This is a genomic window from Kitasatospora griseola (assembly GCF_014648555.1).
Classification (GTDB): domain Bacteria; phylum Actinomycetota; class Actinomycetes; order Streptomycetales; family Streptomycetaceae; genus Kitasatospora; species Kitasatospora griseola.
Genome location: NZ_BMRI01000008.1, coordinates 14,918 through 30,774 on the forward strand (window position 1 = coordinate 14,918; position 15,857 = coordinate 30,774).

The 15,857-nt window shown below is 75.0% G+C and carries 8 protein-coding genes, 1 pseudogene and 1 riboswitch; of the genes and pseudogenes, 3 read left to right on the forward strand and 6 right to left on the reverse strand.

From position 1 onward, the window contains the following. Positions 1 to 204 precede the first annotated feature (204 nt). Positions 205 to 675, reverse strand: coding sequence for a chromosome partitioning protein (locus IEZ12_RS12485; RefSeq protein ID WP_189272116.1), 471 nt, complete (start codon positions 673 to 675; stop codon positions 205 to 207). Positions 676 to 1,046: 371 nt separating this feature from the next. Here IEZ12_RS12485 and IEZ12_RS12490 point away from each other — a divergent pair, with 371 nt between their 5' ends. Next, on the forward strand, positions 1,047 to 6,500 hold the full coding sequence (locus IEZ12_RS12490; RefSeq protein ID WP_189272117.1) for a tetratricopeptide repeat protein: 5,454 nt from the start codon (positions 1,047 to 1,049) through the stop codon (positions 6,498 to 6,500). A gap of 46 nt (positions 6,501 to 6,546) precedes the next feature. Here IEZ12_RS12490 and IEZ12_RS12495 read toward each other — a convergent pair whose 3' ends face one another. The 4 genes from IEZ12_RS12495 to IEZ12_RS12510 form a co-directional block, all read right to left on the reverse strand. Next, positions 6,547 to 8,268, reverse strand: coding sequence for a putative Ig domain-containing protein (locus IEZ12_RS12495; protein WP_189272118.1), 1,722 nt, complete (start codon positions 8,266 to 8,268; stop codon positions 6,547 to 6,549). Positions 8,269 to 8,529: 261 nt separating this feature from the next. Next, positions 8,530 to 8,976, reverse strand: coding sequence for an acyl-CoA thioesterase (locus tag IEZ12_RS12500; RefSeq protein WP_229847467.1), 447 nt, complete (start codon positions 8,974 to 8,976; stop codon positions 8,530 to 8,532). A 47-nt stretch (positions 8,977 to 9,023) separates the two neighbouring features. After that, a riboswitch (cobalamin riboswitch) is annotated at positions 9,024 to 9,242 on the reverse strand. A gap of 35 nt (positions 9,243 to 9,277) precedes the next feature. Next, on the reverse strand, positions 9,278 to 9,559 hold the full coding sequence (locus IEZ12_RS12505; RefSeq protein ID WP_189272119.1) for a sulfurtransferase TusA family protein: 282 nt from the start codon (positions 9,557 to 9,559) through the stop codon (positions 9,278 to 9,280). Then, on the reverse strand, positions 9,556 to 10,839 hold the full coding sequence (locus IEZ12_RS12510; RefSeq protein ID WP_189272120.1) for an MFS transporter: 1,284 nt from the start codon (positions 10,837 to 10,839) through the stop codon (positions 9,556 to 9,558). The genes IEZ12_RS12505 and IEZ12_RS12510 overlap by 4 nt, the downstream gene beginning before the upstream one ends. A 244-nt stretch (positions 10,840 to 11,083) precedes the next feature. Here IEZ12_RS12510 and IEZ12_RS12515 point away from each other — a divergent pair, with 244 nt between their 5' ends. Next, positions 11,084 to 12,952, forward strand: coding sequence for a flavin monoamine oxidase family protein (locus IEZ12_RS12515; RefSeq protein ID WP_189272121.1), 1,869 nt, complete (start codon positions 11,084 to 11,086; stop codon positions 12,950 to 12,952). Positions 12,953 to 13,114: 162 nt separating this feature from the next. Continuing rightward, on the forward strand, positions 13,115 to 14,758 hold the full coding sequence (locus tag IEZ12_RS12520; protein ID WP_189272122.1) for a translation initiation factor 2: 1,644 nt from the start codon (positions 13,115 to 13,117) through the stop codon (positions 14,756 to 14,758). Between the two features lie 34 nt (positions 14,759 to 14,792). Here the strand turns inward: IEZ12_RS12520 and IEZ12_RS12525 are convergent. Beyond that, positions 14,793 to 15,857, reverse strand: a pseudogene (locus IEZ12_RS12525) (tetratricopeptide repeat protein); the annotation flags it as partial.

Sequence of the window (15,857 nt, forward strand, 5' to 3'; positions counted from 1 at the left end):
CATCGGAAGGCCCCAGCTCAGCTGGGGCCTTCCGCGTTTCCCGGCGATCGCATGAGCAGTCGAACCCCGAGCGTGCGTTCTTTCCGCTCACCGGCCGAGTGATCTCCCGGTGTCCGAGCTGTCCCGAACGCGGGCGAGGCAACGTGCACGTCGGTCGGCCCATGGGTCGGACCAAGCGGCGAAGGGCACCGCACACGCGCGTTGTCAGTCCTGGGCCTTGCCCGGCGGCGGGGTGGGAGCGGGCACTCCGACAGTCACCGGTCCGTCGATGCGGATGGCTGCGACCGACCCGGCGCCCGTCGCGTTGATGGTCACCGGGCCATTGACCGCGATGCCGTCGCCGCTCGCCGACACGCCGGCGGAGCGCTCGGCGTTCTGCACTACCTGCACGGCGGCGAGGAGCGCAGCGGCGAACTGCGGATCCTGCTCCGCCCTGTCGTTGAGGCTGAGTGCGAGCCACTGCCGGGTGTTGGCGGAGAGGACTGCGGTCTCGGCCCCGGCCTCCGCGACGGCTCTGGTCAGAGCCGGATCCTGTCCGAGCGTGGTGGTCACCAGGTCGTGGACGCGGTCCATCCCGGTCTCCAGCGCGCGGTCGACCTCGCCGTCCGCCCGGCCCGCGACCAGCCGCGCCTTGCGCACCGCCCACGCGAACACGTACCCCACCGCGATCTCCACACCCGGAACCACGAGACCCCCTCGAAGCAGACCCAGCCACGTGCAGCAGACCGTACCCCCGATCGATCAGCTCCACCGTGATATCGGGCATCCTGCCGACCCTGTCGGGCGTTCGAGCGCCAGGCGGGGCCCGGGCAGCCCTGACGGCATTCAACTCGCATTGTCCGGTGGGCGGTTGGGCGCTCCCGTGGCCGCCGGGAAGTAGCTGGGGTCGCGGGGCGGCCGGGCCACAGCGGCCAGGTCTCCTCGCCCGGTGTCGCGCCGCTCCCCGCACGGTGGAGCCCTCCGGGGAATCCGCCGTTCCGGCCCGGCGGCGATCCCGGCCCCGCTACTGTCTGGCCCACTGTCAGGACGGCTCGGGGGGTGGTCCGGTGGCGGACATCGAACTGGTGGTCGGGTACGTGGTCGCACGGATGTCGGGTGTCGTCGACCCGGGTCCGAGCGAGGCGGCGTCCCGGCTGCACGAACTGGTTCGCGACCGACTCGACGGGGCTCCGGCGTGGGAGCGGGCCGCGCGGGACGCTGCCGGAGCGGAACCGATCCCGAACGGCACCCGGATGCGGCTGGTGATCGCACTGAAGAACGCCGTCGCGCAGGACCCGGAGTTCGCCCGGGAGTTGACGGCGCTGGCGGCTCGACTCGGCACCGCTCCGCCGCGAGTACGCCCCGGGACCACCCCACCGGCACCGCAGCCCACCGCCGCCGCGCGGACGCCGTGTTCCGGCCCCGGCCCGGCAGCGCCGCCCACCGCGAACCGGCCGGAGCCGCAGGGCGGCACCCCGCCGCCCCCGGCTCCGAGGCAGGTGACTGTCACTGCCGCCGACCACAGCGTGGCGGTGGCCGAGCTACGAGGAGACCTCCACTACACCCTCCAGGAGGCGGCGCCGGGCCCCGTCGAGTGGCCGCTGGCGATCGGCCGGGCGCCTACACCGGAGCCGTTCGCCCTGTCCCGCGACGAGGTCGGGCAGGAGTTGGCGAAGGCCCTGGCCGCACACCGTTCGGTCCTGCTCAGCGGGCCGGGCGGGGTCGGCAAATCGCACTTGGCGGCGGCGCACGCGCTCCGGGCCACGGCCGACGGGACAGCCCTGCTGGTGTTGTGGGCGGACGCCACCGACGGGGCGTCACTCGCCACCTCGTACGCGCATGCCGCGTGGAAGGTGCTGCCCCGGCGGAAGCGGACCGGTCTGGAGGCCGACGCCGAGGCGTTCCTGGAGTGGTTCCGCACCCCGGGCCCGTCCGCGCTGGTGGTGCTGGACAACCTGTCCGATCCGGCACTGCTCGCCCGCCTGCTGCCGTACAGCACCGCCGACGACCGTCGGGTCGTGATCACCACCCGGCTGCGCGGGTCGTCCACCAGGTCGAAGGTGGGCGCCGTCGTCGAGGTCGGGCCGTTCACCCCGGCGGAGTCGCTGACGTTCCTGCGCGGACGGCTGGCGGCCTCGGAGCACCAGGACCCGGCGGGCGAGGAGCGCGGCGGCGCGCCGGCCGAGCTCGCCGCGGAGCTGGAGCACCTGCCGCTGGCGCTCGGATGTGCGGCGACGGCGCTGGCCGAAGGGGGCGAGCCGGTCGCCGGGTACCTCGATCGGCTGCGGCAACGCGCCGCCGGCCTGGACGACATGCTGCCCCCGGACCCGACCAGTGGCGCCCCTGCGGTGACCGCCGCGCTGCTGCTCTCGCTGGACGCGGCCGGTCGGCGCCGGCCGACCGGCGCGGCCGGACCGGCGATGCGGCTGGCCGGCTGCTTCGAGCCGACCGGGCATCCGGAGCGGTGGTGGCAGGCGGCGCCGGTGCGGGAGTTGTTGCTCGGCCAGGGCGCCGAGGACTTCGGCGGGGTGAGCGGGCAGGGGGTCGGCATGATGGCCGTGCGGAGGCTGCACGAGTACGGACTGCTCACCCACGACCGGCGGGCCGAGCCCCGGGCGGTGCAGCTGCCCGCACTGACCGCGTGGGCCGCCCGGGAGACCACGCCTCCGCACCTGCGGGCCGCGCAGCTCGCCTGCGCAGCCACCTCCGTGGTCGGCCCGTGGCCCGAATTCGACTACACGGACCCCGACTTGGAGGAGGTCCTGCGGGCCAACGCGGGCGCCCTGCGGCGTCACTTCGGCAACCGGCTGTACGAAGTCCCGGATGGCCCCGCGTTGCTCACCCGACTGGCCCGCAGCATGGCCTCCGCGGGTCTGCTGCGCGAGGCGGAGCAGCTGTGGAAGGAGCACACCGCCGCCTGTAGGGACGTACTCGGGCCGGACGCGCCGGACACGGTCGAGGCCTGTTACTGGCAGGCCGAGACGGTGATCGCCGTCGGCCGGCCGAAAGAGGGCCTGGCCCTCGCCGAGGCGGCCGCCGCGCGGGCACTGCGTACCGCGGGCCCCGCCTCGGAGGCCCATCTGCAGGCCCGGCTGATCGCGGTCCGGGCAGTGGCCGCGACCGGGCAGTACGGTGCTGCCGCCGAGCTTTCGGCCGCGCTGGTCGACGCGGCGGCGGCCGCCCTCGGCCCTGCCCACAAGGTCGCGTTGGCGGCCCGGTTGGCGGCGGCCGAGGTGGAGCGGCTGAACGGACGCCCGGAGGCTGCCGCCGCGCACGAGCAGGCGGTCCTGGACCAGGCGGGCGCTCCCGCGTTGCGGTCCGCGGAGGGCGAGCTGCAGGTCGAGCAGTCGGTGCTGATCACCCGGTTCACACTGACCGGTGACGCCCGCGCCGCCCACGTCGCGGCGTCGCGGCTGCTGAAGCGCCGCGAGCACCTGCACGGCGCCGACCACCCGGTGGTCGCCGTCGCCCGGACTGCCGTGGCGGGCGCCGCGTTCGGCTGCGGCCGGTACGAGGAGAGCCTGGCGCAGGCGACCCGCGCCGCCGAGGCGCTGTCCGCCGCGGTCGGCGACCGGCATCAGCTGCAGCTGGAGGCGAGGACCGTCTCCGCCCTCGCGCTGGTCGCGCTCGGCCGGCCGACCGACGCGGTGACGGTTGCTGCCGCAGCCCACGCGGACGCCGTCGCCGACGGCGACACCGGTGCCGACGGCGTCGCCGTCGGCCACCTGCATCCGGCGGCGTTGGACTGCGCCGCCACCCTCGCCACCGCACTGGTCGCGGCGGGGCGCCACGTTGAGGCGGTGCCGCTGCAGGAGCACGTCCTTCGGGCGCGTACCACTCAACTGGGGGCGACGCATCCGGCGACCCTGGCCGCCCTCGCCGACCTCGCCGCGTCGCGCCGGCTCGAAAACCGCCTCGACGAAGCCGAGCGGATGCTGTGCGAGACGCGCGACGCGGTCGTGGCGCAGCGCGGCGCCGAGCACCCGCAGGCACTGACAGCACGTCACAACCTCGCGCTGATCCGGTCGGCGCAGGGCCGGGACGCGGAGGCGGCGGCGGAGGTCGCGGAGGTGGTGCGGCTGCGGTCGGAACTGCTGGGCGCCACCCATCCCCACACCCTGACCTCACGTCAGAGCCTGGCGTTCATGCGGTCCCGCACCGGTCGGATGCTCGACTGCCTGACCGAGACCTCGGCCGTCCGGGCCGCCCAGGCCGCCATCCTCGGGCCGAACCACCCGAGCACGCTGAACAGCCGCAACAACGAGGCGCTCGCGTTGCACGGCTGCGGGCGCACCGCGGAGGCCGAAGAGGCGCTGCGGGCCGTCGCCGCGGACGCGGCCGACGCGCTCGGCCCGAACCATCCGGCCGCGCTGACAGCCCGGTCGAACCGGACGTCCCTGCTGTCGAAGCTCGGCCGACACGAGGACGCCCTCGATCAGGCCCGGGACCTGGTGGAGCACGCCGCCACGCTCGGTGGGCCGACCGACCAGCTGGTGCTGATGCTGCGCACCGGGCTGGCCCGGGCACTGTACGAGGCGGGCCTGGCGGACGAGTCGCTCGCCGAGCACGAGCGGTTGCTGGCCGACGTCGAGGCGGCGTTCGGCCCTGACCATCCGCAGGTGCTGACCGCCCGCAGCGACCTGGGCAACGCGCTGGTCCAGGCGGGCCGACTCGACCGAGCGGTGGCGACGGCCCGCGCGACTCTGGACGCCGCGATCAGGCGCTACACCGAGGACCATCCGGAGAGTCTCACGGCGGCCGTCAACTTCGGCGTGGCGCTGCACGCGGCCGGGCGACTGGAGCAGGCGGCGATGGTGACCGAGGCGATCGCGGAGGCCACCGCCCGGGTGCACGGGCCGCTCGCACCGGCCACCCTGCTGGCCCGGAGCAACCTGGCGGTGGCGCTGAGCGGGATCGGCCGCACCGCCGAGGCGATCACGCTCGGACGGGAGGTCCTGCGGCACTGCACCGAGCTGCTCGGCGAGCGGCACCCGGGCACCATCAGCGCCGGAGCCAACCTCGCCGGGGCCCTGCACCAGGCCGGCGAGTTCACGGAAGCTCTGGAGGTCGGCGGGTCGGTGGTCGCCGCCGCCGAGGAGGTGCTCGGCCACGAACACCCGCAGACCCTGGGCGCCATGCTCAACCAGGCCGTGCACCTGTGGGCCGCCGACCGCCGGCCGGAGGCCGTCGAGCTGGAGCGACACGTCCTGGGCCTGCGGTCGCGCGCACTCGGCCCCGGACATCCCGACACCTGGCTGGCCCGCAACAACCTGGCGCACAGTCTGTCCGCGCGTGGCGACTGGGCGGCGGCCGCGGTACTGCACGGTCTGAACGCCGAACACGCCGCCGAACTGCACGGCCCCGGCCACTGGTTCGTCCTGGACAGCCGCTGCCACCGGGCGCGGGCACTGGGGTCGGCCGGGCAGGCCGCCGAGACGCTGACCGAGCTCGCCGCGGTGGTCGCGCGGGCCGACGCACTCGAAATGGAGCCGGCGAACCGTTCGAACTACCGGCTGCAGTACGCCCTCGCGCTGGACGAGGCCGGTCGGGTCGCCGACGCGCTGGAGCTGATGCGCGAGGTCGCGGCGGAACTCGCCGCACGGGTCGGCGCCGAGGCACGGAAGACCCTCACCGTACGGTCCAACATCGCCTTCTTCCTGGGCAAGCTCGGCCGTCCCGACGAGGCGCTGACGCTCCAGCGGGAGCTGTTGGAGATCCACGAACGGCTGCACGGGCCCGAGCACCCCGACAGCCTGGCCGCGCGGGCGAGCCTCGCGGCGGTCACGTTCCAGGCCGGCCGGTTCGCGGCTGCCGCCGCGCTGCTGGCGCCCGTCCGAGCCGTGCGGCTGGCCGCGCTGGGGCCCGATGATCCGCAGGTGCTGACGCTGACCGCCAACCTCGCCGCGATGCGCTCGCGGGCCGGGTTCGCCGGGGAGGCGATCGAACTGGAGGCGGACGTCCTGGCGCGGCGGGTGCAGCTGTTGGGGGCGCGGCATCCGGAGACGTTGTGGGCCCGGTCCAACCTGGCGGCCAGCTGCCGCCGGGCCGGGCGTACCGCGGAGGCCGTCGGGCACGCCCGGCAGGCTCACCTGGACGCGCTGGAGGCTTTCGGCGCCGGCCACCCCACCACGCGGCAGGTCGCCGTCGGCCTGGCCGACGCCCTGCGCGCCGACGGCCGGGCCGCGGAGGCCGCCGTGCTCGCCGGGGCGGAGTGGTCGACCGCGCTGGCCGAGGGAGCGGTGGGCGGCCCGACCGCTGTCCAGGCCTGCACCGTGCTGGCACGGACGGCCCACGCCGAGGGCCGCCCCGACCGGGTCGCCGCACTCGTCGCGCCCGCCCTCGCCGCCGCGGCGGACAGCCTGGGCCTCGACCACCCGGACGTCCTCCTGCTCCGTCACCTCTCCGCCCTCGCCGCCGGGTCCGCGACGGAGGCCGGCGAGGTCCTGGCCGCCCTCGCCGCTGCTCTCGGCGACCGGCACCCGTCGTACCTGGGGGCGGTCCGACTGGGCGGCGCGGGCTGAACCGGCCCCGGGCCGGGTGGGGCCGGCCCGGGGGGCTGGTGGGGGGTCAGGAGACGTTGAGGGTGATGTCGTCGAGAACGAAGGAGGTCTGCTTGGTGTAGTCCTCGGCGCCGGTGAACTTCAGGGTGACGGTCTGGCCGGCGTAGGCGGCGAGGTTGAAGGTGCGCTGCTGGTAGCCGGCGGCGGCGTTGACGTTGGAGTAGGTGGCCAGGGTGGTGCCGTTGGCCGCGACGGTGAGGGTGTCGAAGACGGTGGTGGTGGAGGAGGCGCTGTCGATGTGCAGCCAGAAGCTCAGGTTGTAGGTGGAGCAGCCGGTCGGCAGGGTGACGGTCTGGGCGAGGGTGTCGGTGTTGGTGGCGCCGTAGCCGTCCAGCCAGACGTCGTAGGTGCCGCTGTGGGCGGGCTCACTGGTGCTGCTGTTGATGGTGCTGGCGCCGCCGCTGTTGGTCTCGGTCCAGCCGGAGGTGGAGCCGGTCTCGAAGCCCGGGTTGGTGATCAGCTGGGCGGGGGTGCAGGTGGTGCCGCCGCTCGCGGCGACCGTCCAGGTGAAGGTGGCGGTGGCGGACGGCCCGGTGGAGTCGGTCGCGGTGACGGTCACCGTGGAGGTGCCGGCGGTGGTGGGCGTACCGCTGATCAGGCCGGTGGCCGGGTTGACGGTCAGTCCGGCGGGCAGGCCGGTGGCCGCGTAGCCGAGGGTGCCGCCGGCGGTGTCGGTGGCGGACAGCTGGAGGCTGGTCGCGGTGCCGACGGTCGCGGTGCGGGCGCCCGGGTTGGTGAGGGTGACCGAGCCGGTGTTGCCGGTGGAGCCGCTGCCCTGGGCGAGCCACGCGGTGGCGTTGAGGGCGAGCGCGGCGTCGGTGCCGGCCGGGTCGTTCCAGCCGTTGTACAGAGTGTTGCCGGACTGGCCGGTGCCGTCGTCGATCGGGGAGGAGTCGCCCCAGATCGCCACCCGGCCCTTGCCGAAGGTGGAGGTGGCGAACGCCGCGCCGGTGTTGCCGCTGTAACCGGTGCGGTAGACCAGGCCCTTGACGTTCGGGTTGTCGGCGGGCTTGAGGGTGAAGGTGGTGCCGTTGCGGATGATCGAGCCGGTGACGGCGCCGAACGGCCCGTTGATCACCGGGTCGGTGGTGGAGGAGATCGCCCGCGGGTTGTCGGTGGTGATGTTCAGCAGGTCGACGGAGAACCCGAACGGGTCGTTGTTGTTGACGCCGTTGCTGGTCAGCAGGTCGTTGATGATGGCCGGGGAGTCCCAGCCGTCGTTGTTGCGGTCGCTCTGGGTGTGGTCGGAGATCAGGAACAGGCCGCCGCCGTTCTGGACGAACGTCATCACGGCGGTCTTCTCGGCCGCGCTGAGGCGGATGTTGGGCTCGGGGATCACGAACTCGTCGAAGTTGGCGAGGTCGAGCGCGCCGCCGGTGCCGTAGGTGATGGTGTTGCCGGCGGGCAGCGTCTTCAGGCTGTAGTTGCCGGTCTTCTGCAGGGCCACGCCCCACGCCGAGATGGCGCCGGTCCAGCTGGTCTCGGTGGTCGGGTTGGCGTTCTGCGCCAGCGGGTCGGGCTGGCTGGTGGAGATGATCCAGTCCGCGTTGCCCGCCGTCTCCGCCTTGGTGTTGTCGAACAGCACCCGCTTCGGGGTGGCGGCGGAGGCCGCGGCGGCCTTGGGGGTGGCGGCGGTGGCGTGCTGCGGGACGGCGCTCGCACCCGCTGCGGCCACCAGCGCGGCGGCGGCGAGGGCCAGCGGGCGGGCGGCCTTCCACGTTCTGATCATCTGTCAATCTCCTTGGACCACGAGAACCATGGGGTGCGCTACGCGCGTAGGCGGGCACACGCTGCCATGGTGGGGTAATCGGAGCTTGAACGGAACATGTCGATCACACGCCGTCCGCAATCACCCGGTTCGTCCCGGCGTGACAGTGATCACGTGGCAATCGGGACAGCCGTGTGCCCGGAACACCAGGTGGGGACGGCGTTCCGGGCACGGGAGACGATCAGCGCTTGCGCCTGTGCGGTGACGGCGCCTCAGGCGGCCTCAGGCGGCGTCGGCGGGCTCCGCGGCGAGCAGCGCCGGGACGGGGCGCGGACGGCTCTCGGCGTCGATGGCGACGAAGGTGAGCCGGCCGGTGGCGACCCGGGTGACGGGACCGGCGGCGTTCCAGCGTTCGGCGGTGACGGTGACGTGGACGGTCATCGAGGTGCGGCCGGCCCGTTCGAGTTCGGCGTGCGCGGTGAGCAGGTCGCCGGCCCGGACGGGGGCCAGGAAGGCCATGCTGTCCACCGCGGCGGTGACGGCCGGGCCTTCGGCGTGCCGGGCGGCGGCCGCGCCCGCGGCGTCGTCGATGAGCTTCATCACCACGCCGCCGTGGATGGTGCCGTAGAGGTTGGTGTCGTGCTCGCTCATGATGTGCGCGAGGGTGACCTGGGACGCCTGGACGGGCTTGGCGGCGGCCGTCACGGCTACGACGGTCTGGTCTGCCACGGGAACTCTCCTTCGCGAGTTGCGGCTCGGACGGTCCGCGGCGCCGGTGGGCGCTGCGGGCGGCGGCAGGTCTTCGGACTCGCGGGCATCTCCCGTGGAGGGCCTGTCTACTGGCCGTCGCTTCCCGGGCCGGTCGGGCCCAGTGCGTGTGACGGCGGTCGTTCCCGCTCACCGCTGCGAGGCAGTCCTGGACTCGCACCAGGTTCCCTCTTGCGACGCGCCCGCCCTGGCTCGGACGGGGGCGAACCGCTGCCCGACCAGCCTATATCCCCGTTCGAGGTGCTCCCGACGGCGGTGGCGGTCAGCCCGCCGGGCGGTGCCACGGGGCGTCGGCGCGGGTCGGAGTCGGGTCGGCGGTCAGGCGCAGCGCGTAGGTGTCGTCGGCGACGGGGCCCAGGTAGTCGTGGCCGGTGAGGTGGCACCAGGCGGGGAGGTCGAGCGGGGCGGCGGGGTCGGTGGCGCGGACGTGCACCAGGGTGCCGGCGGGGGCGTCGGCGATGGCGGCGCGCAGGCGCAGCAGCAGGGTGACGCAGAGCAGTCCGCGGCCGTCGAAGGTGATCGCGGGTTCCTGGCGGTCCGTCATCGCCGGCCCCGGGCGGCCGCGGTGGCGAGGGCGGGGAGGATCAGCAGGGCGAGCAGTCCGCCGCCGAGCGCGAGGACGGAGTACCCGGCCAGGTCGACGACGGCGCCGGAGGCGAGGCCGCCGGTGGCGCCGGAGATGGCGATGGCGACGTCGACGCCGCCCTGGGTCTTCGCGCGGGTGGCGAGCGGGACGGCGTCGGTGAGGATCGCGGTGCCGGAGACCAGGCCGAAGTTCCAGCCGAGGCCGAGCAGGACGAGCGCGAGGGCGAGCAGCGGGACGGAGTGCGCAGGGGCGACGGCGGCGAGCAGGCCGGCCGCGAGCAGGGTGAGCCCGGCGGCGGCGCCGACGGCGAGCGGGCCGTGCCGGTCGACCAGGCGTCCGGTGAGCGGGGAGGGCAGGTACATCGCGGCGACGTGCAGGGCGATGACGAGTCCGGAGGCGGCGGTGCCCTGTCCGGCGTCGTGCATGTGGACGGGCGTCATGGTCATCACGCCGACCATCACCACCTGGGTGACCACCATCACCTGGGCGCCGAGCAGGACGCGGTTGCGGGTGCGGGCGGTCGACGCGGCGTCGGCCGCGGGGTCGTCGGCCGGGGCCTGCTCCGTCGGGGCCGCCGCGGCGGCGCGGGCGAGCAGCAGCGGGTCGGGGTGCAGCCGGGTGGCGAGGACGACCGCGGCGGCGGCGTAGGCCAGGCCGGCCAGCAGGAACGGTCCGGCGAGGCGCGGCAGGTGGACGGCGTGCGCGAGGGCGCCGGTGGGGGCGGCCAGGTTGGGGCCGAGGACGCCGCCGAGGGTGGTGGCGACCAGCACGGTGGAGATCGCCCGGGCCCGGTGGCCGGGGGCGGCGAGGTCGGCCCCGGCGTAGCGGGCCTGAAGGTTGGTGGCGGTGCCGGCGCCGTAGACGAACAGCGCGAGGAACAGCAGGACGGGGTTGTCGAGCGCGGCGGCGGCGATCACGCCGACGCTGCCGACGGCGCCGGTGGCGTAGCCGACGGCCAGACCGGGGCGGCGGCCGCGGGCGGCGGATATTCGGCTGACCACGATCGCGGCGAGCGCGCTGCCGGCGGTGAACAGCGCGCTGGGCAGCCCGGCCAGCCCGGTGCTGCCCAGCATGTCCTGGGCGAGCAGCGCCCCGACGGTGATCCCGGCGGCCAGCCCCGCGCCGCTGAGGATCTGGGAGGTGACCAGCACGCCCAGGATGTGCCGCTGAACGGCGGGGTCGGCGGCGAGCTCGGCGGGTGGCGGCGCGGCGACGCCGGCGCTGGTCTCGGACTTCACGGCTCTCCTTTATTCTCCAATGTTTCGTGGAATACCTTAGCCGTCCCTTGTCCCGACAGGACCCGTCCCGACCGTCCGATCCCGCCCCCGACCGGCCTGCCGGATTCGCTGGCCGAGCGCCCGGCGCACGTGTCGGGAGGGGTAGCGCCGGCGGGTGCGGCGAGCGCCCCCCGTGCGAGTGGTCAATGGGACTCGATGGGCGGAGCGCACATCCCGGGGTGTGCGGCGCTGCCAGGCTGAACCGGTGATCTCTCGACGCGGACTGCTCTTTGCCTCCGGCGGCGCGGTGACGGCCGCCACCCTGGCCGGCCCGGTGGCCGGCTCCTCTCGTGCGGCGGGCGCGGCTCCGCCCGACCCGGCGCGGAAGGCGGCGGCGCTGATCATGGCGCGCCGGATCCTGCTGACCGACGCCGACCACAACGACCTGACGCTCGCCTACCTCAAGCTGCTGACGGGCCGTCAGCGCCTCAGGAAGACCGAGTCGCGCGACGTCCTGGTGGTCGGCGCGGGCGTGGCCGGCATGGTGTGCGCCCGGCTGCTGCAGGCGGCCGGGCACCGGGTACGGGTGCTGGAGGCCAACCGCAGCCGGGTCGGCGGCCGGGTGAAGACCTTCCGCGGCGACGTCTGGCAGGACCCCCGGCTGCACGCCGAGGCCGGCGCGATGCGCATCCCGTCCAGCCACGTGCTGACCCTCGCGCTCGCCGACCACCTGAAGGTGCCGCGCCGCCCGTTCGACCTGGTGGACCTCCCGCCGGTGCCGGACCAGGTCTCGCACGACTCCCGCGTGGTCTACAAGTCGTGGACGGGCGAGGAGTTCGCCAGCGGCGAGGCCCCCGTGTACGTCGCGCCGAAGGGGCTCGGCAACCGCCTCTTGCACGTCAACGGACAGACCGTCAGCAAGGCCGACTACAACGCCGACCCGGGCCCGATCAACAAGAGCTTCGGCTGGGACAGCGGCCAGACCACCGCCGCGGCCTTCGACAAGGCGCTCGACACCGCCCGCGCCTACACCATGACGAAGAACCCCGACGGCAGCTGGACGGACAAGCCGATCGCCGAGCGGGTCACCGGCATGGCCGACCTGCTGTACGACATGGACGGCTACTCGCTGCTGCGCTACCTGCAGGAGGGCGAGGGCTGGAGCGACGCCCAGATCCAGGCCGTCGGCACACTGGAGAACCTGACCAGCCGACTGTCCTACGGATTCCTGCACTCGGTGTTCGACGCCGGCGACATCAACCCGTCCGTCACCTACTTCGAGTTCAATGCGGGCACCGACGCGCTCACCGAGGCCCTGGCCGCCGACCTGCCGATCGAGCGCGGCCGGGTCGTCACCCGGGTCCGCACGGACGACGACGGCGTGACGGTCACCGCCGAACCGGAGACCGGCCCGGAGGACGAGGCCTGCGACGGCGCGATCGGCGGCCAGGCCCGCGAGTACCGGGCCGACATGGTGGTGCTGGCGGTGCCGTTCGCGGCGCTGCGGCACGTCGACTTCGAGCCGCTGCTCCCCTACGGCAAGCGCCGGGCGATCAACGAGCTCAAGCACGACACCGCGCACAAGGTGCTGCTGGAGTTCACCGAACGCTGGTGGGAGTGGGACGAGGCCACCTGGCACGAGAAGCTCGGCAGCGACTACCGGCCCGCCCCGCACGGCGACGCGGTGGCCGCGGTCGGCGGCGGCTGCGTCTCCGACGAGGCCGGCCGGTTCGTCTACTTCCCCTCCCACCCCAGCGACGGCGGCGCGCCCGGCGGCGTCGTGCTGGCCGCCTACAACTGGGCGGAGGACGCGCTGCGCTTCGACGCCCTCACCCCCGCCGACCGGCACACCGAGGCCCTGGAGCACCTGACCGGCCTGTACGGCGAGCGGATCCGCCGCTACGTCACCGACCGGCACGTCTCGCAGTCGTGGCTGCGCAACCGCTGGGCGCTCGGCGAGGCCGTCATCGAGACGCCCGGCCAACTGCTCAGCCTCGGCCCGCACGTGGCGACGCCGGTGAACGGGCGGCTGTTCTTCGCCGGCGACCACTGCCAGCCGCGGTACCACGCGTGGATCTCCGGCGCGATCGCCTCCGGCACGGAGGCCGCCATCCAGGTCGCCGACACGGCCTGACCACCTCGCACCGCCCGCCGCCGGTACCCGCCCGATCCGTCGGTCGGGGACCGGCGGCCGGCATTCCGGCACTCCTCTGCACCGGCCCGCTCCGGTGTCCCACTGCCCGTCAGCCGCCGTGTCCCGGCAGGCGGGCGGCGGCCTCCCGGATACCATCGGCGCATGCGCGACACCGGCGGGGACCAGCGGCGCTCCGTGCTGCTGGCGTTCCGCTCGGCGGTGGCGCTGCACCGACTGCTGGACGTCCTGCCGGTGTTCGAGGGCGACGGCCGGATCTCCCGCTGGTTCACCCTGGTGCCCGGCTCCCGCTTCGACCTGGAGGCGCTGGCCGCGCTCGACCGCTCCGGCGCCCGGGTGATCGACTTCGAGCAGGCCACCGACCGGCCCTTCGACCTGATCCTCACCACCAGCCCCAAGGGCGCGCTGGCCAGCCTGTCCGGCCGCGCCCGGGCCCTGCTGCCGCACGGCGCGGGCTTCAACAAGGCGCTGCACGACGAGGGTTCGCCCGAGCTGCCGAGCGGCCTCGACCCGGCGTTCCTGCTCTCCGACGGCGCGCCCTGGGCCGACCTGCACGGCCTCGGCCACGCCGAACAGCTGTCCCGGCTGGCCGAGTTCTGCCCGCCGGCGGCCACCCGCGCGGTGGTCGTCGGCGATCCCACCCTGGACCGGATGCTGGAGTCCGGCCCCCGTCGTGAGGCGTACCGGGCCGCGCTCGACCTCGGCGACCGGACCCTGCTGGCGGTGCTCTCCACCTGGGGACCGGAGAGTCTGCTCGTCCAACGACCCGATCTGCCGGGCGAGTTGGTGCTCGGCCTGCCGGTGGACCGGTACCGGGTCGCGCTGCTGGTCCACCCCAACGAGGTCGGTGAACGCAGCCGCCTCGACCTCGCCGAGCAGTTCCGCCCCGAACTGCGGGCCGGCCTGCTGCTGCCCTCCCCGCACCAGGACTGGGCGGCGGTCCTGGTCGCCGCCGACGCGGTGATCACCGACCACGGCTCCACCGCGCTGTACGCGGCCGCGCTCGGCCGCCCGGTGCTGAACGCCTACGACGGCAGCCGGGAGTTGATCGCCGGCACCCCGATGGCCCGGCTGCTGGCCGCCGCGCCGCGCTTCACCGGCCTGGAGACCGTCCGCGGGCTTCCGCCGTCCACGGCCGCCCCCGGCCCCGCCGCCGACGCCTTCGACCGGCCCGGGCAGGCCCTCGGCCTGCTGCGCACCGAGCTGTACCGGCTGCTCGACCTGACGCCCCCTCGGCGGGCCGTGCCGGCCCAGCCGCTGCCGGTGCCCTCGGTGCCCCGGTCCGCCGCGCCGGCGCTCGCGGTGCGCGCCGAGGTGAACGGGCAGCGGGTCCGGGTGGAGCGGTTCCCCGCCGCCACCGACCTGCCGATCCACCACCTGTCCGCCGAGCACCCGGTGGCCGGCCTGGCCCAGGTGCGCAGCGCCGCCGTCCTGTGGCGACGCCCGGGCTCCGGCCGCTGGACGGTCTCCGGCTGGACCGCCCACGTCCTCGCCGAACTCCCCGCCTGCCTCACCGCCGCCGCCGTCCTGTCCGCCGACCGCATCGTCCTGCGCCACCGCCAACGCGGCGCCCTCACCGTGCGACTCGCCCCTGGCCGCTCCGCCGGCCGCATCCACCGCATCGACCCGTCCGCCGCCGTCTCCGCCGTCCACGCCTGGCTCGGCACCCGCCCGACGCTCTCCCCGACACCCGACCGCCCCGTCGAACTCGACTGCGTGCTGGCCCCGTTCACCGCCCGCCTCACGATCCGCCCGGCCCTGGCGGCGGAGCTCGACGCGGAGCTGTGACCGGCGGCCGACCGGGCCGGCGTGCGCCAACCGGTCAGTGTTCCTCGGGGTGCGGCTCCTCCGGGGCGGACTCGTCGGGGACGCCGCCGTGTGCGGCGCGCAGCTCGGCGGCCTTGGCGCGGTGGTGGGCGGCCTCGTCGGGGTGGCCGGTACGGTCGGCGAGGGTGGCGAGGTCGGTGCGGATGCGGGCCTCGTCGAAGGTCGAGCGGCGGGCCTCCGCGTCGGCCAGGGCGGCCGCCAAGTGCGGTTCGGCGTCCGGGTATCGGCCGACCCGGAGCAGGGCCTGGCCGAGGCCGGAGCGGGCCCGGGCGGTCATCCGTTGGCGGCCGGTCATGCCGTCGAACGCCCGGTACGCCCGGGCGAACAGCTCCGCGGCCCCGGTCGGGTCGTCGGCGGCGGCCGCGGCCTTGGCGGACTGGTAGGTCTGCAGCGCCGCGCCGTACGCGTTGTCGATCGCCAGGTGGATCGCCCGGGCCGTGTCGAAGTCGGCCCGGGCGGCGGCGAAGTGCTCGCGGGCGGTGTCGGCGTCGCGGTGCGCGGCGGCCCATTGGCCTTCGGCGAGGGCGAGTTGGCCGCGGAAGTCGACGGCGGAGGCGGCGAGGCGGCGGTCGTCGAACTCGTCGCCGAGCAGTGCGGCCAGCGCCCCGGCCCGGTCGAGGGCGGCGGCGGCCTCCTCGAACCGGGCGGTCTCCCACAGCGGCCGGGCCAGCAGGCAGCGGGTGCGGATCCGTGCCGGAACGCTCTCGGTGCGGTCGGCGGCGGCCACGGCGGCGCGGAAGGCGTCGATGGCGTCGGCGTGCCGGGGGTGGTCGAGGAAGTGCGTCCACAGCGATTCGGCGAGCGCCACGGCGTCCTGGTCGCGGCCGCTGTCGTGGGCGAGCGCGACCGCGCCGTACAGGACCTGCCGGTTCGCCTCCATCCAGTGCAGCGCCTGGGACTTGGCGGTGCCGAGGTCGGCGTCGGGGACGTCCGGCAGTGGCGGGACCTCGGGTTCGACGGTGAGGCGGCGGCCGGCCATCAGCAGGTCGGCGCGGGCGGTCTGGCGGCGCAGCCAGTGCAGGACGCGGCGCCGGGCCTCGGCGCGTTCGGCGCCGTGGGG

Excerpts from the sequence above, each read along its gene's own strand:
- IEZ12_RS12495 (WP_189272118.1), bottom strand. The coding sequence starts at position 8,268 with ATGATCAGAACGTGGAAGGCCGCCCGCCCGCTGGCCCTCGCCGCCGCC.
- IEZ12_RS12505 (WP_189272119.1), bottom strand. The coding sequence starts at position 9,559 with ATGACGGACCGCCAGGAACCCGCGATCACCTTCGACGGCCGCGGACTG.
- IEZ12_RS12520 (WP_189272122.1), top strand. The coding sequence starts at position 13,115 with ATGCGCGACACCGGCGGGGACCAGCGGCGCTCCGTGCTGCTGGCGTTC.